We start from the raw sequence: 22160 nt of genomic DNA on the forward strand, positions 1-22160 counted from the left end.
GGGGATCAGATGGCGAAGCAAGACGAACTGGTGTTTCTGCCACTCGGCGGCGTCGGCGAAATCGGCATGAATCTCGCGCTCTACGGCTACGGTCCGGCGGAGCAGCGCCAGTGGATCATGGTCGATTGCGGCGTCACCTTCCCGGGGCCGGATCTGCCGGGTGTCGATCTCGTCTTGCCGGATATCCGTTTCCTCGCCAAGGAACGCAAGAACCTCAAGGGCATCATCATCACCCACGCGCACGAGGATCACTACGGCGCGCTTAATGATCTTTGGCCCGGGCTGAACGTTCCGATCTACGCCTCGGCTTTTACTGCCGGTCTTCTCGAAGCAAAGCGCGATTACGAGAAATCGATGGGCGAGATCCCGGTGACGCTGTTCAAGGCCGGCGACCGCATCAATGTCGGCCCGTTCGAGATCGAAGGCGTGGCCGTCAACCACTCGATCCCCGAGCCGATGTCGTTGATGATCCGCACGCCGGTCGGCAATGTCGTCCATACCGGTGACTGGAAGATCGATCACGAGCCGTCGCTTGGGCCGCTGACCGACGAGGCCCGCTTCCGCCAGCTCGGCGAAGAGGGTGTGCTGGCGCTGATGTGCGATTCCACCAACGCGTTGCGCGACGGCGTTTCGCCTTCGGAAAAGGACGTCTCGGAAAGCCTGCGCAAGATCATCGAGGATGCTGAGGGCAGGGTGGCGATCACGACGTTCTCGTCGAATGTCGGCCGCATCCGAACCATTGCTGAAGCTGCCGAAGCTGCCGGCCGCGAAATACTGCTGCTTGGCAGCTCGCTGAAACGTGTCGTCGATGTCGCCCGCGACATCGGCCTGATGGAAGGCATCAAGCCTTTCATCGCTGAAGACGAATATGGCTATATCCCGCGCGACAAGGTCGTGGTGATCCTGACCGGCAGCCAAGGTGAGCCGCGCGCAGCGCTTGCCAAGCTCTCCCGGGACGAGATGCGCAACGTCGCATTGGCGGCTGGCGATATCGTCGTCTTTTCCTCGCGAGCCATTCCCGGCAATGAGAAGGCCATTCAGGACATCAAGAACGGTCTGATCGAACAGGGCGTTCATGTGGTGACGGATGCTGAGGCGCTCGTGCACGTCTCCGGCCATCCCCGGCGCAACGAATTGCAGAAGATGTATGAATGGACGCGCCCGAAGGTCGTCATCCCCGTGCATGGCGAGGCGACGCATCTGACCGCCCATAAGGAATTGGCCGAACAAAGCGGCATTGCCACCGTGCCGCGCGTGCGCAACGGCGATGTCGTGCGCCTTGCGCCCGGTCCGGTCGAGGTGATCGGCGAGGCCCCGCATGGGCGCATCTTCAAGGACGGTATTCTGATCGGCGATTTCGACGAGATGGGCATCGGCGAGCGCAAGAAGCTTTCCTATGTCGGCCATGTCGCCGTCAATGTCGTGCTCGATGCCCGTTACGACATCGTCGGCGACCCCGACCTCGTGCCGATCGGCCTGCCGGCCTATGATGATGAAGGTGAGGAGATGGAGGACACGCTCTTCGACGCCATCGTCAGCGCCGTCGAAAGCATTCCGCGCGCTCGCCGCAAGGATCTGAATATGCTGCAGGAGGCGGTACGCCGCGCGGTGCGCGCCGCCGCCAATCAGGGCTGGGGCAAGAAGCCGATGGTGACCGTGTTCGTGACGCGAACCGGCGGCTGAGTTCAACGGCCGATCGGGGAGGAGAGTACCGTGCTGGGACGGATCAATCATATCGCGATAGCCGTGCCGGATATTGCGGCGGCTTCTAAGGCCTATCGTGAAACGCTCGGTGCTACAGTATCTCAGCCGCAGACACTACCGGAACACGGCGTTACCGTCGTTTTCGTAGAGCTGCCGAATACCAAGGTCGAACTGCTGGAGCCGCTGGGCGAAGCCTCGCCCATCGCTGCCTTCCTGGCCAAGAACCCGGATGGCGGCATGCACCACATTTGTTATGAGGTCGCAGACATCCTCGCGGCTCGCGATAAACTTGTTGCGTCGGGAGCACGCGTGCTCGGCAATGGCGAGCCGAAGATCGGCGCGCATGGCAAGCCCGTGCTCTTCCTGCATCCGAAGGATTTCTTCGGAACGCTTATCGAGCTTGAGCAGGTATGACACGGAGCGGGATGATTTTTGCCGGAACTGGCCCAGAATCTGAAACCGCTTTAAGTGCGCTGATCTGCGCTTTGAAAGACAACTGTTTTGCCCCTATAAGCAGTTTGGAAGAGGAGGAGACGAGCGGGCTCGTCTCGAAGGGAGCATAATGGCACAGCAGATCATCGCCAGTTTCGCCGTTTATTTCGTCATCTGGTGGATTACGCTTTTTGCCGTCCTGCCGTTCGGTCTGCGCACCCAGGCCGAAGACGAGCATGTGATTCTAGGTACGGTCGAAAGTGCACCGACGAAATTCCGCGCTTGGCGAGTGGTTCTCATCACGACGCTGGTGTCGGCTCTCCTGTACGCCACTTGGTATGTTGCATCGCATTATTTCGGGCTGAGCATAGATTCCATTCCAAGGTTCGTGCCGAACTACAATTGATGGAAAGGGCGCAGTAGAACACGGATCAATCATTTGAGCCGTCTCTTTGCTTGCGCCTCGCAATCGCCATCAATTCGTCACACGTCTGTCATGTGCATGGCGCATCAAATCCAGGACGACATTTGAGTTGTTCTGCCGAAAGGCTGAAGATACTTTTCGCAATTGGACTGATCTGTAGTAGATCGAGCTGAGAAAGCAAAAAAAAACAAGGCCATAAGCCTTGTTTTAAAGTATCGCGTGATCCTTATCCGTTACCGGGGCAGCGAGCGAGCGCGCCTAAGATCTGATCCTCCCAAGACTTGACCGCGAAACGACAAGAATTTAGCCTTCCTGCCTCTTTTGTGAGCTGAAATTAGCTCAAACATTGAGCTTTGTCATCCTTTTTTTTGCTTTTTTGCTACAGTCGCGCAGAATTTTTCTGTTAGCGGATTTTTGCCGTAAATCCTTATAAATGTGTGCTTTTTCGAACCAGCCGAAATAGGCGCTTTCCCTTGCATTTCCGGGCTTTTACCAAAATCTTCTGTTGAAGAATGCGGGTTTCCTTCCTTCGCCGAAGCAGTTATGAACTGCCTCCAGTACATAATTTGCCAACGATTCCGCCGCGAGCGGAACGTCAAACCATCTGGAACAAGCGTCATGCGTCTGTCTCGTTACTTCATGCCCATCCTGAAGGAAAATCCCAAGGAGGCTGAAATCGTTTCCCATCGGCTTATGCTGCGCACCGGCATGATCCGGCAGCAGTCGCAGGGCATCTATTCCTGGCTACCGCTGGGCAAGCGCGTACTGGACAAGGTCAATAAGATCATCCGCGAGGAACAGAACCGTTCCGGCGCCATCGAGCTGTTGATGCCGACGCTGCAGTCGGCCGAGCTTTGGCAGGAAAGTGGCCGTTATGACGCTTACGGCAAGGAGATGCTGCGCATCAAGGACCGGCAGGATCGGCCCATGCTTTATGGTCCGACCAACGAGGAGATGGTCACCGACATCTTTCGGTCTTACATCAAGTCCTACAAGGACTTGCCGCTGAATCTCTATCACATCCAGCTGAAGTTCCGCGACGAAATCCGTCCGCGTTTCGGCACGATGCGCTCGCGCGAATTCATGATGAAGGATGCCTATTCCTTCGATCTGACGCAGGAAGGCGCCGTGCAATCTTATAACAAGATGTTCGCCGCTTATCTGCGCACCTTCAATCGGCTCGGCCTGAGAGCAATCCCGATGCGCGCGGATACCGGTCCTATCGGCGGCAATCTCAGTCACGAATTCATCATTCTTGCCGATACCGGCGAGTCCGAAGTTTTCTGCCATAAGGATTTCGTCAATTTCGACATTCCGGGCGAAGACACGGATTTCGATGATGCCGCCGGCCTGAAGGGGATTTTCGACAAGTGGACCTCGGTCTATGCCGCAACCTCGGAAATGCATGACGAAGCCGCCTTCAACGCTATTCCCGAAGGGGATCGCCTGTCTGCGCGTGGCATCGAGGTTGGTCACATCTTCTATTTCGGCACGAAATATTCCGAGCCGATGGGTGCGAAGGTGCAGGGTCCCGACGGCAAGGAACATGCTGTCCACATGGGATCTTACGGTATCGGCCCGACACGCCTTGTTCCCGCCATCATCGAAGCATCGCATGATGAGAACGGAATCATCTGGCCGGCTTCGGTCGCGCCGTTCGATGTCGTGATGATCAACATGAAGGCCGGGGACCAGGCCTGCGACGAAGCTTGCGAAACGGTCTATGCCGCGCTGTCGAAGGCCGGCAAGGACGTGCTGTACGACGATCGCGACGAGCGCGCCGGAACGAAGTTCGCCACGGCCGATCTGATCGGTGTGCCCGTGCAGATCATCGTCGGCCCGCGTTCGATCGCGAGCGGCGAAGTGGAAGTGAAGGACCGTAAGACCGGCGCTCGCGAGACGATGACGGTCGAGGCAGCGATCAATCGGCTGGCAGGCTGATTGACGATACAAAGGATGAAAGGCGAATGGCGGTGAGCGCGGCAGTGGAACAGCAGGAAAATTCGTTCAAGGCCGGCCCATCGTCTCGCCCGTTCTCCGGTTTCGAACGGCTCGTCGCCTGGCGCTATCTGCGCTCCCGGCGCAAGGAGGCCTCGATTTCGGTAATTGCCGGCTTCTCGTTGGTCGGCATCATGCTCGGTGTCGCTGCCCTGATTATCGTCATGGCCGTGATGAACGGTTTCCGCGCCGAGCTCTTCAAGCAGATTCTCGGCTTCAACGGTCATGTCGTCGTGCAGCCGATTGATTCGCCATTGAACGATTATGCTGATCTGGCAAAGAAGTTTTCTGCCGTTCCCGGCGTCACCATGGCCCTGCCGCTCGTCGAGGGCGAAACACTCGCCTCCGGCCGCGGCGGTTCCGGCACTGGCGCGCTGGTTCGCGGCATCCGTTCGGAAGATTTGACCAAGCTCAAATCGGTCTCCGATCACATCGTTTCCGGTGACATTGTCGGCTTTGCTTCCGGACAGGGCGTTCTTGTCGGCAGCCGGTTGGCCCGGCAACTGGGATTGACGGTCGGCGATCAGATCACCCTTACGGCACCGGATGGCGACGTCACGCCCTTCGGCGTCAACCCGCGCGTCAAGGCATACATGATCTCCGGTATCTTCGAAGTCGGCATGTCGGAATATGATTCTTCCGTCGTCTTCATGCCGCTGGAGGAGGCACAGGTCTTTTTCAATGCCGAGGGCATTGTCGAGAAGATCGAGCTCTTCGTCACCAATCCGGATGACGTCGATCAATTGCGGCCGAAGATCGAAGAGGCGGCGGGGCGACAGATTTTCCTGACGGACTGGCGGCAGGTCAACGCCACTTTCTTCTCAGCCCTCCAGGTCGAGCGCAACACGATGTTCATGATCCTGACGCTGATCGTTCTCGTCGCCGCGCTGAATATCATTTCCGGCCTGATCATGCTGGTGAAGGACAAGGGCAGCGACATCGCCATCCTGCGCACTATGGGGGCGACGTCGGGCGCGATCATGCGCATCTTCTTCATGACGGGGGCGGCGATCGGCGTCGTTGGAACGTTCGCCGGCGTCATACTCGGCGTCCTGGTCTGCCTCAATATCGAATCCATCCGCCAGTTCTTCTCCTGGATTTCCGGCACCGTGATTTTCAATCCGGAGGTCTATTTCCTCAGCAAATTGCCGGCCCAGATGAATCTCAGTGAGACCATCTCCGTCATCGTGATGGCACTCACCCTGTCCTTCCTTGCCACCATCTTTCCGGCCTGGCGGGCCTCGCGGCTCGATCCGGTGCAGGCGCTGCGCTACGAATAAGGATATTTCATTTGATGAAACGCAACGTCGTTCTCCAGCTCTCTGGCGTGGAGCGTCACTACGGGCAGGGCGAGACGCGGCTGTCGATCTTGAAGGGGGCGGATTTCACGCTGCACAGCGGCGAGATTGTTGCGCTCGTCGCGCCGTCAGGCACGGGTAAATCAACGCTTCTGCATGTGGCCGGGCTGCTTGAGCATCCGGATGGCGGCGAAGTGCTCGTCAACGGTCAGGCCTGTGAGGACTTGTCTGACGATAGACGTACGGCCGTGCGCCGCAGCGAGATCGGCTTCGTCTATCAGTTCCATCACCTGCTTCCGGAATTCTCGGCGCTTGAGAATATCATGATGCCGCAGCTCATTTCCGGCCTTTCGCGGAAGGATGCCAGCGAGCGAGCCGCTCAGCTTCTCGACTACATGCGTATCGGCCATCGCGGTGATCATCGCCCCGCCGAATTGTCCGGCGGCGAGCAGCAACGCGTCGCAATCGCCCGCGCCGTCGCCAATGCCCCGCTGGTGCTGCTGGCGGATGAGCCCACCGGCAATCTCGACCCGGCAACGGCGCATTACGTCTTCGATGCACTGGAGGCGCTGGTGCGCCAATCCGGTCTTGCGGCCCTGATCGCCACGCACAATCACGAACTCGCTGCCCGCATGGATCGCCGTGTTACCTTGAGCGAAGGCAAGGTTGTGGAGGTCTGATCCTTTTACGGGATGATCAGGCCGCCGCGATAATCCAGTTCGTAAGCCCTGCGTTCGCTGACGACGATAGCTTCGTAGCCGCTGAAATGGTGGCAGTCGCCGATGTTTTCATCGATGTAAAGCCCATAGGCATGCTCGAACTCGAAGCCGCCGAGAAAGCGCCTTTCGTCAAGATAGAGCCGCAGGAGGGCCGCCTTGATCACCATGCCGGCGCGCGTTCCGTCGATCAGGTCGTGTTCGACGATATGGCCGAAATAGTTCATGGCCCATACCGGCTCGCCGTCATGCCATACGAGCTCTTGTCCGGCGAAGTCCGTGCCGCCGAAGTAGCTGTCGAGATAGCGCCAGCGGCCGCTCGCATAGCCAATGTCATGCGAGCCGCTACGGCAGGATGGCAACCTCTCGCCGTCACCGACATAGGTTTCGGCTTTGGCGACGACAATAAAATCGTTCAGCTCGGCAAGATCCGGCATGACCCTCTCCAATTCTGGTGAGCGGCCAAGATGCCATTCAATGCGAGATTTGTAAAGAACAAAAAGAGAACATTTGCTAGCGATGGCTGCTTTCGCAGGCCTTCTGGCCGATATCATCCTGCCAGTCCTGTATGCTGATGGTCTTGGCATCGGCCTTGAGTATCTTGTCGTCCTTGGTCACCTTGCCGGTCAGGACGTTGTAATCGCAGCTATAGCTGTTACCGGGTTCGAGGTTGTCACGAAAATCGTAGCTATAGCCGGCAACCAAAAATGCGCTGTTGCGATAGGCAAGCGTCAAAGTCTGATGCCATCGGTCGCGCCCGATCGCATCGTTCTGCGAGGTGATCGCGATTGAACCGCTCGGCAGTGCGGCGATCGATGGTTCCTGGCCGTAGATGCCATCAGGCTCAGCGCGGCCCCATATCTTATCAGGGCCGTCGGCGGCCAGCTTGAGTAGTTCGTGCTCCTTGTCGCGGAGATAGATATAGATCCCGATCTCATAATCGGCCTGGTCATGCGGCGGCATCGTCACCAGTAATGCAAGGTCCGGCTTTCCGTCCTTGTTCCAGTCGCCGATCGCCGCGTCGATGATGCGGTCGGAAGCAATGGTGTCTTCGGCGTGAGCCGCGATTGGAGTCAAAAGAAGAATGAGAGCGCAGCCAAGTGACTTCATCGTGATCCCCCTGTTTGCCTCTGCATAGCGCCGGGGCCTGCCGGCGTCCATTGCAGGCTGAGAAGTCGTCCGATGAAATTTACTGATGTATCTATTGACTCTCGAACAAAAATAGAACAAAAAGAAAACATAACGAGTAAGGAGCGCCTAAATGACCGACATTATTCGAGACGTTGCAGCATTCACTTCCATCGTCATGTTCGTCGCCAGCTTTTCCCTCATCATGATGGCGATGTAAGCTTTATCCCCCGTTTGCACATGCTGTTCCCATATTTGATGGGAGCAACTTCTGGACTTTATGGTCCGCAATGCCGAAAATGTCGCTGATTCATTCAGGCGTGCGGAAGGGTATGAAATGGCGGATGCAGGTGGCAGCGGCGTGGCAGCGCCGGTCGGCGAAATGCCGGAATTTGTGCACCTCAGGGTTCATTCCGCCTATTCTCTGCTAGAGGGCGCATTGCCGCTCAAGAAGATATTGGCCAAGGCTGCCGGGGACAGTCAGCCGGCCATTGCGATCACCGATACGAACAATCTGTTCGTCGCCCTGGAATTCTCGCAGAAGGCGATGGATGAGGGGCTGCAGCCGATCATTGGCTGTCAGGTATCGATCGATATGGAGGATGGCGGCGAGAGCGAGAAGCGCGGGCCGCAACAAGCTTTGGCGAAGATGCCATCCATCGTGCTGCTTGCCGCGACCGAGCGGGGATATGAGCGCCTCGTCGATCTCGTCAGCCGCGCCTATCTCGGCGGCGAGGGCAACAGCGCCGTTCACATCACAGCCTCATGGCTGGATGAGATCGGTACGGGAGGGTTGATCGCGCTCACCGGTTCGCTCACCGGCCCGGTCGATATGGCTTTGAAAGAAGGGCATGCCGCACAGGCGCTCTCCCGGTTGTTGAGGCTGAAGCAGCTGTTCGATGACAGGCTCTATGTCGAATTGCAGCGTCACGGCACCTATGATCGTCGTCACGAGCAGAAGATGATCAAGCTGGCTTACGAGCACGAGATCCCGCTTGTCGCCACCAACGAAGCCTTTTTCCCGACGCGGGACGATTACGATGCGCATGACGCCTTGATGGCAGTGGCCCACAATGCCATCGTCTCGGACGATACGCGATTTCGCCTGACGCCGGATCACTATCTGAAGAGCCGCGCAGACATGTCAAAGCTTTTCGCCAACTTGCCGGAAGCGCTTGAGAACACGGTCGAGATCGCTCGCCGCTGCTCCTTCGTGTTGAAGACCCGCGCGCCGATCCTGCCGCGCTTTACCGGGGCGACTGACGACCCTGAAGAGGCCGGGCGCGCCGAGGCGGCCGAGCTGCGCGCTCAGGCGGTCGAGGGCCTCGATCAGCGCATAACCTCGCTTGGCATGGCACCGGGTTACGAGGAGAAGGATTATCGCGACCGGCTGGAATTCGAACTGAGCGTCATCGAGCGCATGAAGTTTCCCGGCTACTTTCTGATCGTTGCCGACTTCATCAAATGGGCCAAGCGCCACGATATCCCTGTCGGCCCCGGTCGCGGTTCCGGTGCAGGCTCGCTCGTCGCCTATGCGCTGACGATCACCGACGTCGATCCGCTGCGCTTCTCGCTGCTGTTCGAGCGCTTCCTCAATCCGGAACGCGTCTCCATGCCGGACTTCGATATCGACTTCTGCCAGGACCGGCGTGAAGAGGTGATTCGCTACGTGCAGGCCAAATACGGCCGCGAGCAGGTGGCGCAGATCATCACCTTCGGTTCGCTGCAGGCACGCGCCGCCTTGCGCGATGTTGGCCGCGTGCTGGAAATGCCCTATGGCCAGGTCGATAAGATATGCAAGCTGGTGCCGAACAATCCTGCCAATCCGACCCCGCTGAGCAAAGCGATCGAGGAGGAGCCGCGCCTGCAGGAGGAGGCGGACAAGGAGCCGGTTGTCGCCCGTCTTCTCGATATCGCCCAGAAGATCGAAGGCCTCTATCGCCACGCATCGACCCATGCCGCCGGTATCGTCATCGGCGACCGCCCACTGTCGAAGCTCGTGCCGATGTATCGCGACCCGCGCTCCGACATGCCCGTCACCCAGTTCAACATGAAATGGGTGGAGCAAGCCGGCCTGGTGAAGTTCGACTTCCTCGGTCTCAAGACGCTGACCGTCCTGAAAACGGCGGTCGATTTCGTCGCGAAACGCGGTATCTCGATCGATCTTGCCAGCATCCCGCTCGACGACAAGAAGACCTACGATATGCTCTCGCGCGGCGAGACGGTCGGCGTGTTCCAGGTGGAAAGTGCGGGCATGCGCAAGGCGCTGATCGGCATGCGGCCGGACTGCATCGAGGATATCATTGCGCTCGTGGCGCTTTATCGTCCCGGCCCGATGGAGAACATCCCGGTCTATAATGCCCGCAAGCACGGCGAGGAAGAGATCGAATCGATCCACCCGAAGATCGATTATCTTCTCAAGGAAACCCAAGGCGTTATCGTCTACCAGGAGCAGGTGATGCAGGTCGCCCAGGTGCTCTCGGGCTATTCGCTCGGCGAAGCCGATCTTCTGCGCCGCGCCATGGGTAAGAAGATCAAGGCGGAGATGGACCAGCAGCGCGAGCGCTTCGTCGACGGTGCCATCAAGAACGGCGTGTCGAAGGGGCAGGCCGATGTCATCTTCGATCTGCTCGCCAAATTCGCGAATTATGGCTTCAACAAGTCGCACGCCGCCGCCTACGCCATCGTCTCCTACCAGACCGCCTATATGAAGGCGCACTATCCGGTGGAGTTCCTGGCCGCGTCGATGACGCTCGATATGTCCAATACCGAGAAGGTCAACGACTTTCGTCAGGACGCCAAGCGGCTGGGCATCGAGGTCATCGCGCCTTCCGTGCAGACCTCATTCCGCCATTTTGAAACGGGCGAAAACCGCATCTATTATGCACTGGCCGCCATCAAGGGCGTCGGTGAATCGGCCGTCGACCATATCGTCGAGGTGCGCGGCGATCAGCCCTTTGCCAGCATCGAGGATTTCTGCCTGCGCATCGATCCCAAGCAGATCAACCGCCGCGTTCTGGAAAGCCTGATCTGCGCCGGTGCTTTCGATTGCTTCGAAATCGACCGTGCGCAGCTGATTGCCGGCTTGGACCGCGTCATGGGCTATGCCCAGGTGGCGCAGGAAAACAAGCGCAGCGGCCAGCATGATATGTTCGGAAGTGCCGCCTCCGGTCCGGAAAAAATCGTATTTCCGCCCTATACGCCATGGCTCGCCTCGGAGCGTCTGCTGCGCGAATTCCAGGTGCTCGGTTTCTATCTGACGGCACATCCGCTCGATACTTATAAGAGCGTGCTCGACAAGATGCGGGTGCAGCCCTTCGCCGATTTTTCCGCGGCGGTGAAGCAAGGCGCCAGCAACGGCCGCTTGGCCGGCACTGTCATCTCAAAGCAGGAGCGCAAGACGCGCACTGGCAACAAGATGGGCATCTTCGTCTTTTCGGATGCTTCCGGCCAGTTCGAAGCCGTGCTTTTCTCTGAAACGCTCAACCAGTATCGTGACGTTCTCGAAGTCGGCAAATCCTTCGTCATTACCGCCCAGGCGGACGAGCGCCCCGAGGGTATCAGCCTGCGCCTGCAGACAGCACAGTCGCTGGAAGAGAAGTCGTTGCAGATGCAGAAGGCGCTGCGCGTCTATGTCCGCGATTCCGGCCCGCTGAAAGCCGTTGCCGCGCATCTGAACACCAAAGGCGACGGCCTCGTTTCCTTCATTGTCATCAAAGAAGAGGGGTTGCGAGAGGTCGAGGTGGCGCTGCCGGAGAAATATCGCATTACGCCTGAAATCGCCGCCGCATTGCGCACGGCGCCGGGCGTGATCGACGTGGAGCTGGTCTGAAGCAATTCCGGGAAAAGTGTATAGCGGTTTTCCGTCCGGAATTGCGTAAAAGCAAAAAGGCTCTAGCCCTTCTTACCCAGCGCACCGTTGTTGGTAATAGTGATGAAATCGGTCTCGTTGCCGGTTTCCGGTCCGACGCCGGTATCGGAAATCGTTAGCGACGATCCCGCGGTCAGCAGATCCTCGATGCGGTGACGGATATCGTCAGGGATGGTGATGCGATTGAGCGCCTGTCCGGCTGCGTCGAACGATTGTGATTGTTCCTCGCTGGTGATGCCGTAGCGCTTCTTCGTCTGCTTGCTCAGATCTTCCTCGAGCGTCATGCCGAACCAGTCGGCCTTGCCGCTGATCCGATCGATCGCATTGGCGGTGAAGAAATGTACGCCGAGCGCCTCCTGCGGCTCGGTAATGATGGCCGGTCCTTCGAACAGCGGTTTGAAGTTCTGCCGGACCATGATCGCGCCGTTCGGCGGTTCGCCCCTGCCGGCCGCAGCATAGACTGCCTTCATCAGCGCGGAGCTGACGAGGCCGCCCGTCGTCTTGATGTCATGTGCCTTCTTGAAGTCTTCGATCGCCTGCACCGTCGCAGGCCCCAGCATGCCGTCGGGCGTTCCCGTGATGAAGCCCATCCCGTTCAGGATGCCCTGAAGGTCGCGCACGTTTTCGCGCAAGCCCCGCCGGGTGATGAGGATGCTGAGCGGAGCGGGATCGGCCGGTGGCGCCAGAGTCTCCCGCGCCTTCGGTATCTGGATCGACGTCACGTCGTTCGTCGCCACCTGCAGCTGTTGTGCCTGCGGCAGGAAGCTTGCGGTCATCGGACGGAGTTCTATGCCTGAAAACAGCGCCGGCGGTGGAGCTGGCAGCGGCTGGAACAGCATCGCGTTTTCAAACGGCTGCGGCACTAGCGGCTGATCGGCGATGACGACATGCACGCCGCGCTCGGTCATTTGATAAAGCGTCTTCGCAAAGGCCTTCGGCATCCGCACGCAGCCATGCGATGCGGGATAATTCGGGACGGAATTGGATTCGTGTAGCGCGATCCCCGACCAGGTCAGCCTCTGCATGAAAGGCATGGGCGAGGCCGAATAGAGATTGGATTCGTGATATACCTTCTTCTCCAGAATGGAGAAGATGCCGCTGGGGGTTGTGTGGCCGCGCTTGCCGGTGGAAACCTTCGAAGTCGCGATAACCTTATCGCCGTCATAGACCGCGAGCGACTGCCTGTCCTTTGACACCACGATCTGCAGGGTGCGGGTATCCGGCGCAGCAAAGACGGGATGGGAAAGGGCGGTGGCTGACACCAGCGCGAGCCCCAGCAACAAAAATGGCTTCATAGACACAACCAAAACGCAATACTCGTTGCACCTGAGGTTAGACTTGGAAGTTTAAGGAAGACTTGCCGAAGACTCATGCCTTTCTGCGTCCATGAACGCGTGAGTTCGCCGAACGCCCAATGTGGCATCGCCGAAGCGGAGCGTTCAAACTCTGCTTCGGCGATGATTGAAATCTTGAACTAACGGGGAATCAGTGGACGCTGGAGGCCACCCAGTTGTGCCAGTCCTGCTCGCTGCCGTGGAAAGCGTTGAGGTCGATCTTGCCTTCGACGCCGTGCGATACACCGGAGCCGGAATATTGCCAGAACAGCCATTTACGGCCCGGATAGACCTTGGACGGATGTTGAGCCACGGCGCGCAGCCAGAAGGGATAGTTGAGCAGCTCGCCACTCAGATTGTCGCGATAGAAGTCCGGAGCCGTGTAGACGATCGGACGCTGGCCGTAATGCTTTTCCAGCTTGTCCATGAAGACCTGCATCTTGGCGAGAACCTGCTCGCGCGAGGGCCGCCGCTTGCAACTTGACTCACCGTTCCATTCCACGTCGATGACCGGCGGTAGGGCTCCGGCTTCCTTCGGCACGTTGCGAATGAACCAGTCGGCCTGCTCTCCGGCAGTCCGGCACCAGTAGAAGAAATGATAGGCGCCATGTTTCAGGCCGGCCTGCTGGGCAGCCCGCCAGTTCTTCTTGAACATGGGATCGATGTGATCGCCGCCGTCCGTTGCCTTGATGTAGACGAAGTTCGCACCCTGCGTGCGCAGCGTATCCCAGTCGATCTCGCCCTGCCAGCGAGAGACGTCGACGCCATGGACAGCGAGCTTCCGGGGCGAGGTGGACACACCGAAGTTGATCGGCTTGGCATCGCGGAAGCGATGGCTGTAGATCTGCATCGGCTGCTGCCGCAGGGCGCGGGGCACCGGATTCGATGGCGAGAGCATGGCGAGCGGTCGTTGCAGCGGGACTGGCGCGTCATCGTCGCCGCTCTGGTCGGAGGGCATAAGGCCCTCAGGCCGGAGATTCGTTGGCATCGCGACTGCGAGCGCCTGCTGCCGCTCGACGCGCGAAACGGTTTCGCCGATTTCGACCGAAGGCACGACCCTACTGGTCTTTGTGATGGAACCGGTCAATTCTTTCGAAGGCGGGGCGGCTTGCGCGGCTTCGCGCTCACCTCGGGCGGCGCAGCCTGAAATCGTCAGGCAGGCGAGAAGAATGGTCGATACAGCCGATAGACGCATAGGAACCCGTACGCAAAACACTGGAGGCGACGAGTTCACGCCGCCGGAAAGTTACAGAATCCAAGTCCTAATGGAAATTTACCAAAAAAGTTTGAATCCGAGCTTTCTCGCGCTAAAGAATCGCGCACGTCGTTCAATTATTTGCAATGCAGCCAAAAATCACCATCCGGTGACTTGTGCTAAATAATTGTTATTTTTGGCTTTTGTCGCCGAACGTGTAGCCGGTTTCGACTGTCTTGTTGCCGAATTTTTCTCGGAGCTTATCCATGGCTGCTTCCGCGGCGGCCCGTCGCATGGCCTGAACGTCGATAAGATCGGGCGGATCTGCGCGCCCGGCATCGCCAAGATCGGTAACCCCGATGCCGATGAGACGGAATTTCGTGCCGTCGGTTTCAGGTTCGAGCAGCCGCAGTCCGGTGCGGAAAATCCGGTCCGCGAGTTGGGTTGGGTCCTCCAGCCGACGATTGCGCGTGCGAATCTTGAAGTCTGCGGTCTTCAGCTTCAGCACGACGGTCTGGCCGGCAATGCCGCTGCGCTTCAGACGCCGGGAAACCTTCTCGGAGAGATCGCGCAGGATCGGCACGAGATCTTCATGGCGCCAGATGTCTTCGAAGAAGGTGGTTTCGGAAGACACGCTCTTTGCCGCTTCATTAGGATGCACGGTTCGGTCGTCGATCCCGCGGGAGAGACGGAAAAGTCGCTGGCCGATGACGCCATAACGGCGCATGAGGTCACCTTCCTCCATGGCCTGCAATTGGCCGATGGTGCGAATACCGTCGCTTTCGAGCGTAGCGGCAAAGGCCTTGCCTACTCCCCAGATGGTGGTGACCGATCGTGGCTCCAGGAAGGAGAGCGCCTCTTCCTTGCCAATGACGGAGAAGCCTCGCGGCTTCTGTAGATCGGAGGCAACCTTGGCGAGGAATTTGCAGTAGGAAAGGCCGACGGAGATGGTGATGCCGACTTCCTGCTCCACGCGCTTGACGAACTTGGCGAGGATGCGCGCCGGCGGATCGTGATGCAACCGCTGCGTGCCCTCTAGCTCGAGAAAGGCCTCGTCGATCGAAAGCGGCTGTACCAGCGGTGTCAGGTCCTGCATCATCGCACGGACCTCGCGGCCGACGCGCACGTATTTCTCCATGTTCGGCCGGATGACGACGGCCTGCGGGCACGCTTCCAGCGCCTTGAACATCGGCATGGCGGAGCGCACCCCATGGATGCGGGCGATATAGCAGGCAGTGGAGACGACGCCGCGCTTACCGCCGCCGATGATAACGGGCTTGTCGGCCAACTCCGGATTGTCACGTTTCTCGATGGAGGCATAAAAAGCATCGCAATCGATATGCGCCAGCGTCAGTGCGTAGAGTTCCCGATGGTAAACGAGGCGAGGGCTTCCGCAGCTCCGGCAGCGCGTGCGCGTGGCCGATTGCTCGCTCAAGCAATCGCGACAGAAGCCGGAGATCTTGTCGGGCGCATGGGTCATCAAGTGAGAACAAAAATTGAACATCGCCACTTTATGATCTAAGCTCGCGAGTCTCAAGCTGGAAAACTGCCGGGGAGGCGCGAGTGCAGAACTTAGTCGTGCAGGCATTGACGCCGGATCGCTGGGACGATTTCGAGACACTGTTTGGACCAAGCGGTGCCTGCTATGGCTGCTGGTGCACTCATTTCCGTGTCGCGACATCGCAGCGCAAGACGATGGATGCGGCAGCAAAGAAGCAGTTGATCCAGGAGCGAATCTCGGCTGGGCCGCCGCCCGGTCTCCTAGGCTACATTGATGGGCAACCGATTGCCTGGGTGCAGGTTGGTCCGCGTGCAGAGCTGCCGCAATGGAACTCGCCGAAAACGGTGTCTCGTCCGCTCGATCCAGCCGATGCGGAAGACAGCACTGTTTGGGCGGTAAGTTGCTTCTTCATAAATTCGAAGGATCGCGGCAGGGGGTATAGCCATCGCATGCTGTCGGAGGCCGTGAATTTCGCCCGTGCTTCCGGCGCGCGGCTGCTTGAGGGCTGCCCGATCGAGCGCACGAAGCAGTCGAAATCGGTCGGTCTCTATGTCGGCTCGCAGCGCATATTCGAGGCCGCCGGATTTTCTGAAGTTGCGAAGCGGAAGGACGGCAGGCCTCTGATGCGCCTCGCTCTTTGAGGATAGGTAGGATGACGTCAGCGTGCGATATGAGCCTGGATCAGCGGTGCTGCCTGGCCCCATTCATTGGCTTCCGGAATACCAGCGGCGACGGCGGGCGCCATGCGATGAACGATGGAGGCCGGTTTCAGATTGATGAGGAGGCATCCCGGAACATATTCGCTGACCGAATGCAGGTTGTGGGCCATGTCGTCGACGAAGGCGACGGGCATCTCGCGCTGTCGATGCAGCGAGCGTACGATCGGCCCCTTCGGCTGCAGCGATGCGAGCAACGGATAGTCAAGCTCAAGCCTGTCGAGGAGCCGCCGCCTCTGCCCCCAGAACTGTGGCGGCATAGCTGTCAGAAAAACGATATCGGCATCTTTCGAAAACGTGGCGAGCGTGTCCACCACGCGATCGAAAGGCGTCTGCCATTGCTCCTGCGCCTCGAAGAACGCCTCGATCAGCCGGCGGACATCCTTTTCCTCCAGCACGGAACCATTGGCCTTGGAAACGATGTTGCCCGTCAGCCGGAAGGAGCGCGGCAGGAATTCATGGCCTTCGGCGTCGATGAAGGCCAGGAAGGGCGCAAAGAAATGCAGAACAACGTCATCGACATCGCAGACGATCAATGGCCGTTCCTGAAGCTGGATATGCGATACGTCGAATTCGATCGGGGCATCCATGATCAGTATTCTCCAGAGGCAAGGCCGGGCGGCGAAAAATGCGCCGACGCGGCGGCGACGGCCTCCGGCGGAATGCCGCTGGCCTCGCAGAAGGCCAGCAATGTCGGTTCGTGGTTCATGAGGAAATCGAGCATGCCAGCAAGGAAGGCGGGCTCGTTGATGGCGTTGCGCACCTGCGCCGGCTCCACGCCGGTGAGCGCCAGGAAGCGGCCAAACATATCGGGTTCATTGGCGAGCCAGCCGAGTACGGCAATAGCAGTCTCTTGCGGGTTGGCCGCGCTCTTCTTCGGGTTCTTGAAGTTACTTTGCATTTTGAGGGGTGAGTTACCTATTTTTCAACCAAATGCCGGTAATTTGCGATTCAACTATTTCTGGAATCGGTTCCTCGCGACCCTATATTTCGAGAGAATGGATGCAATACCGGATGCAGGGGCAGCGTTCCATGGCTAAGCAGGTAATGATTGTAGAAGACAATGAGCTGAATATGAAGCTCTTTCGCGATCTGATCGAAGCCTCCGGCTATACAACGATCCAGACCCGCAATGGCATGGAAGCGCTCGATCTCGCGCGCAAGCACCGTCCAGATCTGATTCTCATGGATATTCAGCTGCCGGAGGTCTCCGGTCTGGAGGTCACCAAGTGGCTGAAGGAAGACGACGACCTGCACATGATCCCCGTAATCGCAGTCACGGCCTTCGCCATGAAGGGCGATGAGGAGCGCATTCGCCAGGGTGGCTGTGAGGCCTATGTCTCGAAGCCGATTTCAGTGCCGAAATTCATTGAGACTATTAAAACCTATCTGGGCGACGCCTGATGATGGGGAGCAGCTGATGACCGCACGCATCCTGGTAGTCGACGATATTCCGGCCAACGTAAAGCTTCTGGAAGCGCGGCTGCTTGCCGAATATTTCGAAGTGCTGACGGCTGAGGACGGTTTGAAGGCGCTCGCCATTTGCGCGAGCACGCAGGTCGATCTGATCCTTCTCGATATTATGATGCCCGGCATGGACGGCTTCGAAGTGTGCGAGCGCCTGAAATCCGATCCCCGAACTGCGCATATCCCGGTCGTCATGGTGACGGCGCTCGATCAGCCTGCCGACCGCGTGCGTGGTCTGAAGGCCGGTGCCGACGATTTCCTGACGAAGCCGGTCAATGACCTCCAGCTGATTTCGCGCGTCAAGAGCCTGCTTCGCCTGAAGACATTGAGTGACGAGCTGCATATGCGCAACGAGACCGCGCGCAACTTCGGCATCGGCGATCTGATGCGCTCCGGAGAAGGTCGTTCCGAGGAAGCCGGCCAGGTGCTGCTGGTCGACGGCCGCGCCAATTCGCAGGAGCGGATTATCCGAACGCTGAAGCCGATTGCCCAGGTCATTGCGATGTCCGATCCGCAGGCGGCTTTATTCGAAGCGGCCGAACGGCCGTTCGAGCTGGTCATCGTCAATTCTAATTTCGACGATTATGATCCGCTGCGGCTTTGTTCGCAGCTGCGCTCGCTGGAGCGTACGCGCTTCCTGCCAGTGCTGCTGGTGACGGAGCAGGGGGCCGATGACATGATCGTCCGCGCGCTGGATCTCGGCGTCAATGATTATATTGTCCGGCCGATCGAGCCGAATGAGCTCGTGGCCCGCTGCCTCACGCAAATACGCCGCAAGCGCTATAACGACCGTCTGCGTGCCAGCGTACAGCAGACGATCGAGCTTGCCGTCACCGACGCGCTCACCGGCCTGCACAACAGACGCTACCTCGACAACCACTTAAAGGTGCTTTTTGATCGATCCCTGGCACGGGGCAGGCCGCTTTCGATTCTGATCACCGACATAGACCGCTTCAAGACTGTAAACGACACCCATGGTCACGATGCCGGCGACGAAGTTCTCAAGGAGTTTGCCGCACGGATCCGCTCAACGGTGCGCGGCGCCGATCTTGCCTGTCGTTACGGAGGTGAGGAATTCGTAGTCGTCATGCCGGATACGCCCGCCGATATCGCCGCAGCCGTCGCAGAACGGCTACGCGCTGCGGTAGAAAATATGCCTGTGAAATTACGCGAAACTGGTGTGGCGCTTAACATTACCGCGTCCTTCGGAATTTCGTGCCGTTTGGAGACGATCGATACGCCGGAGCAGTTGATGAAACAGGCCGATCTTGCGCTTTACGAAGCCAAAAGGGCAGGCCGCAACAGGGTCGTAGCTTCAGCCGCATAGGGGTAAACGGCCGAGAATGGCAATTACCCGTCAATACTGAGGTAGCTTCTAGGTTTTTGAACCGCGATCAATTCTTTCCGTTCTTTATCTCACCTCCACAGCCAATTGAGTTCTGGTTCAAAGAAAATAAGAATACTTATACTTTCAATTTCGGAATAAATTCTCGCTTTCTGCCCCAAGGCGAAATATTCGTATTATATTACTATATGTTTTTATCTTGTTCGTGGCTTGGTGGTCAGGTGGGAGCTGGAAGGACAGGAGCTTGATTGAAACTAAATTGAATATTCAATTTTACTTTAGTATCTGTATTGTATCTTTTCTAGCGAGAGAGGAGATCTCTCTTTATTCTTGATAATTTCTTGACCATTTTTCGTTAATGCTATCGGGCATTCTTTTCCGTCAAAGTCATGAATTTTAACCATGCGGGCAGACAGGCATTTTTTATCATTAAGAATTTGTTGATTTTCTTTTGATTTCGCGCGAATTTAGTCCCGTATACAGACAACCGATTAGGGTATCCGAGATACCCCATGATGCTCAGGTCCGCCGCATCTCCTGGGTCGTGGGGTCGGTCGGCTGGCAGGCAGAAGATAACGGTTCCTCGTGCCGTTTTGCAGGCTAGCCGGCCCCCATTCAAAACGCCGCTCTTCATTTCTGAAGGGCGGCGTTTTTCTTTGCCGTGCCGGCAAGGCATTGTTCGACTGAGGCGTTTCCAACCGCTGTTGCAAAATCGGACGGCGATCGAGATGAGGTTTATAAAACAAAAAAGGCGCCAACCCGAAGGTCGCGCCTTTTTGTAACCTGAAGTTTAGGAAGCTTACTTGATCTTCGTTTCCTTGAACTCGACATGCTTCTTAGCAACCGGGTCGTACTTCGTCTTCGTCATTTTGTCCGTCATCGTACGGCTGTTCTTCGTCGTGACGTAGAAGAAACCGGTGTCGGCCGTCGACAGCAGCTTGATCTTGATGGTGGTAGCCTTGGCCATGGTCGTCCTGCCTTTAATAAAAATGAACGCCGTGGACGGCCAGTGCGGAGGTCCACGGCGAATTCTGGCGCGAAAATACAAATCGCGCCCGAAAAGTCAACCTCTGTTGCCCATGAAAAGCAGTCGTATCCCCGAAAGCAGGACATAAAGACCGAAGAAAAACGCCACGGCCCAGGCAAAGCCGCTGGGATTGGCGACATCCATGGCCGTGCCGACCGTCGGCGGCCCGAGGACCATGCCTACGGCGTAACAGAAAACGAAGGCCGCATTGGCGGCGACGAGATCGACGCCGGTCAATCGCGTGCCGAGGTGGCTGAGGCCGACCGTATACATGCCGGAAACGCAGCCACCCCAGAAGAGCAGGATGATGGCAAGAATGATCCAGTTCGATGACAGCGACGGTAGCAGGAGCGCTCCGACAAACCCGATCGTGGCCATGATCGACAGCAGCGGCCGTTTGTCCCGCATGCGGTCGGCAAGCAGCCCGAGCGGGATCTGGAACACGAAGTTGCCCACGCCCATGACGGTCAGCAGCAGTGCCGCCTGTGATTCGTTGAAACCGAGGCGCGTCGCATAGCTGGTGAAGAGCGATCCGCCGCCGACGGTGACCGCACCAAACACGAAGACTGCAGCCGTGGCCGTCGGCACGAGGAAGATGTAGCGCACGAAATGCAGTTCCGGCTTCTCGTCGACGATCGGGCTCTCGTTTCGCGCAATGAAGATCGGGATGGAGGCGGCCAGGATGATGCAGGCGCCGATGAGGAAGGGCATCAGGCCTTCGCTGCCGACGACGGAAAAGACGAGGGGGCCGGCCGCAAATCCGAGAGAGAAGACGGTGGAATAGAGACCGAGCACGAATCCGCGTTTGGAAGGCGGCGAGGCGGCGTTGATCCAGAATTCCGACAGGATGAAGAGCGTTGTCGTCGCCCCATGGAAGACGATGCGCAGCGGAAACCACAGAAGCAGATTTTCTGCATAGTAGAAGCCGAGCGAGCTTAGAGCCGATAGGAAAACCGCCCAGATCATTGTCTGCACGACGCCAAAGCGGTGCGCGAGCTTGGTCGTGACGACCGCTGCCAGCATCGAGGCGACGCCCATCATGGCCGTGTTGAGGCCGATGAGGCTCGAGGGAACACCGCGCTTTTCGAGAATGATGCTCAGAAGCGGCAGTCCCAGCCCGATGGCGATGCCAACGGCGGATACGGAGGTAATGGCTGCGACGAGCGAAGGCCAGTGAATTTCTTCGACGTGGCCGGCCTTGTCGTTCGTCGGTTCAAGCATAAAAAAATCCCTGGGGCATGAGGCGTGCGAATCGATCGCAATGTGAAGCACAGGAAGCCACGGCTCGGCCAAATTCAGGTGACGGGTCGGCTTTCATGTGATCGATCACCCCCTCCGGAGTAGTCCCTATGACGCGCGGCATGTTCAGACAAGAAATGCTGCTCATGTCAAGCGGTTGCCGGCAAAGCAGTTCGCCTGAAGCACGATTAAGCGACAAAACCTCTGCAGTTTCCGATATAGAAGCGCAATGCGCGGAAGCAATCTCTGCCAACGATAGAGACCGGCGGCATGAACCGGATAGCATGGTCACGATCGGCCGTTTCCTTGATCCCAATCCTCTGGGGTGTCGTCATGGCCACCGAAGCCATGCATGCGCAGCGCCCATTGCAGGCCGATGACGCCACCCTTGATCGGCTGGATGATGGCAAGTGCCGCGATAATGGTGATGGGTGCCCAAATGGCAAGATGCGCCCAGAGTGGCAGCTTGAAGGTCATATCCGTCAGCATATAGCCGCCGACGATCAGGTGGCCGAGAACCAGGATCACCAGATAGGGCGGCAGGTCGTCGGCTCGCTGGTGAGAGATATTTTCATCACAGACCGCGCATCGGTCGACTGGCTTCAGAAAGGCGCGAAAGAGCTTGCCGGTGCCGCAGCGCGGGCAGCGGTTCAGCATGCCGCGTAGAATCGAGCGTCCGAGCGGACGTTCGCTTTCGTCTGAGCCACCGAAGCGGATGGGGGAGTCGGATGGGCTGCCCGTCATGAATGCGCTTCCTCCGTGCCG

General features: G+C 58.2%; 21 protein-coding genes. 10 read left to right on the plus strand and 11 right to left on the minus strand.

What is annotated here, in order from left to right; all coding sequences use genetic code 11:
* Nucleotides 1-9 precede the first annotated feature (9 nt).
* The 3 genes from FHT85_RS12020 (at nucleotide 10) to FHT85_RS12030 (ending at nucleotide 2542) form a co-directional block, all read left to right on the plus strand.
* Nucleotides 10-1683, plus strand: a complete 1674-nt coding sequence (locus FHT85_RS12020; protein ID WP_112410715.1) for a ribonuclease J — start codon at nucleotides 10-12, stop codon at nucleotides 1681-1683.
* Nucleotides 1684-1713: 30 nt separating this feature from the next.
* A complete protein-coding gene (gene mce / locus FHT85_RS12025; RefSeq protein ID WP_112337518.1) occupies nucleotides 1714-2118 on the plus strand; it encodes a methylmalonyl-CoA epimerase in 405 nt (134 codons plus the stop codon).
* Between the two features lie 148 nt (nucleotides 2119-2266).
* The gene (locus FHT85_RS12030) at nucleotides 2267-2542 is read left to right on the plus strand and encodes a DUF1467 family protein (RefSeq protein WP_112337517.1); all 276 of its coding nucleotides are present in this window, start codon (nucleotides 2267-2269) and stop codon (nucleotides 2540-2542) included.
* Between the two features lie 374 nt (nucleotides 2543-2916).
* Here FHT85_RS12030 and FHT85_RS12035 read toward each other — a convergent pair whose 3' ends face one another.
* The gene (locus FHT85_RS12035; RefSeq protein WP_146746692.1) at nucleotides 2917-3180 is read right to left on the minus strand and encodes a hypothetical protein; all 264 of its coding nucleotides are present in this window, start codon (nucleotides 3178-3180) and stop codon (nucleotides 2917-2919) included.
* Here FHT85_RS12035 and proS point away from each other — a divergent pair.
* From proS to FHT85_RS12050, 3 genes are read left to right on the plus strand one after another with little or no spacing between them, the layout of a single operon-like run.
* The gene (proS, locus tag FHT85_RS12040; protein WP_112337516.1) at nucleotides 3179-4501 is read left to right on the plus strand and encodes a proline--tRNA ligase; all 1323 of its coding nucleotides are present in this window, start codon (nucleotides 3179-3181) and stop codon (nucleotides 4499-4501) included. The genes FHT85_RS12035 and proS overlap by 2 nt on opposite strands.
* A gap of 26 nt (nucleotides 4502-4527) precedes the next feature.
* Nucleotides 4528-5838, plus strand: a complete 1311-nt coding sequence (locus FHT85_RS12045) for a lipoprotein-releasing ABC transporter permease subunit (protein ID WP_112410593.1) — start codon at nucleotides 4528-4530, stop codon at nucleotides 5836-5838.
* A 14-nt stretch (nucleotides 5839-5852) separates the two neighbouring features.
* On the plus strand, nucleotides 5853-6536 hold the full coding sequence (locus FHT85_RS12050; protein WP_112337514.1) for an ABC transporter ATP-binding protein: 684 nt from the start codon (nucleotides 5853-5855) through the stop codon (nucleotides 6534-6536).
* Between the two features lie 5 nt (nucleotides 6537-6541).
* Here the strand turns inward: FHT85_RS12050 and FHT85_RS12055 are convergent, their stop codons facing one another.
* Both FHT85_RS12055 and FHT85_RS12060 read right to left on the minus strand, forming a co-directional pair.
* On the minus strand, nucleotides 6542-7009 hold the full coding sequence (locus FHT85_RS12055; RefSeq protein WP_112410592.1) for a DUF5680 domain-containing protein: 468 nt from the start codon (nucleotides 7007-7009) through the stop codon (nucleotides 6542-6544).
* Between the two features lie 76 nt (nucleotides 7010-7085).
* Entirely contained in the window at nucleotides 7086-7682 is a 597-nt protein-coding gene (locus FHT85_RS12060; RefSeq protein WP_112410591.1) for a hypothetical protein, read from the minus strand.
* Nucleotides 7683-8037: 355 nt separating this feature from the next.
* On the opposite strand from FHT85_RS12060, the gene dnaE reads away from it, so the two are divergent.
* Complete coding sequence (gene dnaE, locus FHT85_RS12065; RefSeq protein ID WP_112410714.1) at nucleotides 8038-11532, plus strand: DNA polymerase III subunit alpha; 3495 nt, start codon at nucleotides 8038-8040, stop codon at nucleotides 11530-11532.
* A gap of 62 nt (nucleotides 11533-11594) precedes the next feature.
* On the opposite strand, the gene FHT85_RS12070 is transcribed toward dnaE, so the two are convergent.
* The 3 genes from FHT85_RS12070 to FHT85_RS12080 form a co-directional block, all read right to left on the minus strand.
* A complete protein-coding gene (locus tag FHT85_RS12070; protein WP_112410590.1) occupies nucleotides 11595-12866 on the minus strand; it encodes a L,D-transpeptidase family protein in 1272 nt (423 codons plus the stop codon).
* A 190-nt stretch (nucleotides 12867-13056) separates the two neighbouring features.
* The gene (locus tag FHT85_RS12075) at nucleotides 13057-14100 is read right to left on the minus strand and encodes a GH25 family lysozyme (protein WP_112410589.1); all 1044 of its coding nucleotides are present in this window, start codon (nucleotides 14098-14100) and stop codon (nucleotides 13057-13059) included.
* 190 nt (nucleotides 14101-14290) lie between these two features.
* Nucleotides 14291-15580, minus strand: coding sequence for a DNA polymerase IV (locus tag FHT85_RS12080; RefSeq protein WP_112410713.1), 1290 nt, complete (start codon nucleotides 15578-15580; stop codon nucleotides 14291-14293).
* A gap of 83 nt (nucleotides 15581-15663) precedes the next feature.
* Between FHT85_RS12080 and FHT85_RS12085 the strand changes: the two genes are divergently transcribed.
* A complete protein-coding gene (locus tag FHT85_RS12085; RefSeq protein WP_112410588.1) occupies nucleotides 15664-16242 on the plus strand; it encodes a GNAT family N-acetyltransferase in 579 nt (192 codons plus the stop codon).
* 17 nt (nucleotides 16243-16259) lie between these two features.
* Here FHT85_RS12085 and FHT85_RS12090 read toward each other — a convergent pair whose 3' ends face one another.
* Together FHT85_RS12090 and FHT85_RS12095 are read right to left on the minus strand one after the other, a co-directional pair.
* Nucleotides 16260-16907, minus strand: coding sequence for a hypothetical protein (locus FHT85_RS12090; protein WP_112410587.1), 648 nt, complete (start codon nucleotides 16905-16907; stop codon nucleotides 16260-16262).
* A 2-nt stretch (nucleotides 16908-16909) separates the two neighbouring features.
* Nucleotides 16910-17218, minus strand: coding sequence for a DUF3572 domain-containing protein (locus FHT85_RS12095; RefSeq protein ID WP_112337507.1), 309 nt, complete (start codon nucleotides 17216-17218; stop codon nucleotides 16910-16912).
* Between the two features lie 131 nt (nucleotides 17219-17349).
* Between FHT85_RS12095 and FHT85_RS12100 the strand changes: the two genes are divergently transcribed.
* The gene (locus FHT85_RS12100) at nucleotides 17350-17721 is read left to right on the plus strand and encodes a response regulator (RefSeq protein ID WP_041677854.1); all 372 of its coding nucleotides are present in this window, start codon (nucleotides 17350-17352) and stop codon (nucleotides 17719-17721) included.
* 16 nt (nucleotides 17722-17737) lie between these two features.
* On the plus strand, nucleotides 17738-19111 hold the full coding sequence (locus FHT85_RS12105) for a PleD family two-component system response regulator (protein WP_112410586.1): 1374 nt from the start codon (nucleotides 17738-17740) through the stop codon (nucleotides 19109-19111).
* A gap of 817 nt (nucleotides 19112-19928) precedes the next feature.
* On the opposite strand, the gene rpmG is transcribed toward FHT85_RS12105, so the two are convergent.
* From rpmG to FHT85_RS12120, 3 genes are all read right to left on the minus strand, one after another.
* Nucleotides 19929-20096: a 50S ribosomal protein L33 gene (gene rpmG, locus FHT85_RS12110; protein ID WP_003547442.1), complete on the minus strand. Its 168-nt coding sequence runs from the start codon at nucleotides 20094-20096 to the stop codon at nucleotides 19929-19931.
* A gap of 96 nt (nucleotides 20097-20192) precedes the next feature.
* Entirely contained in the window at nucleotides 20193-21377 is a 1185-nt protein-coding gene (locus FHT85_RS12115; protein ID WP_112410585.1) for an MFS transporter, read from the minus strand.
* A 306-nt stretch (nucleotides 21378-21683) separates the two neighbouring features.
* A complete protein-coding gene (locus FHT85_RS12120) occupies nucleotides 21684-22139 on the minus strand; it encodes a DUF983 domain-containing protein (RefSeq protein WP_112410584.1) in 456 nt (151 codons plus the stop codon).
* Nucleotides 22140-22160 lie beyond the last annotated feature (21 nt).

The organism is Rhizobium sp. BK312 (assembly GCF_014193605.1).
Lineage (GTDB): Bacteria > Pseudomonadota > Alphaproteobacteria > Rhizobiales > Rhizobiaceae > Rhizobium.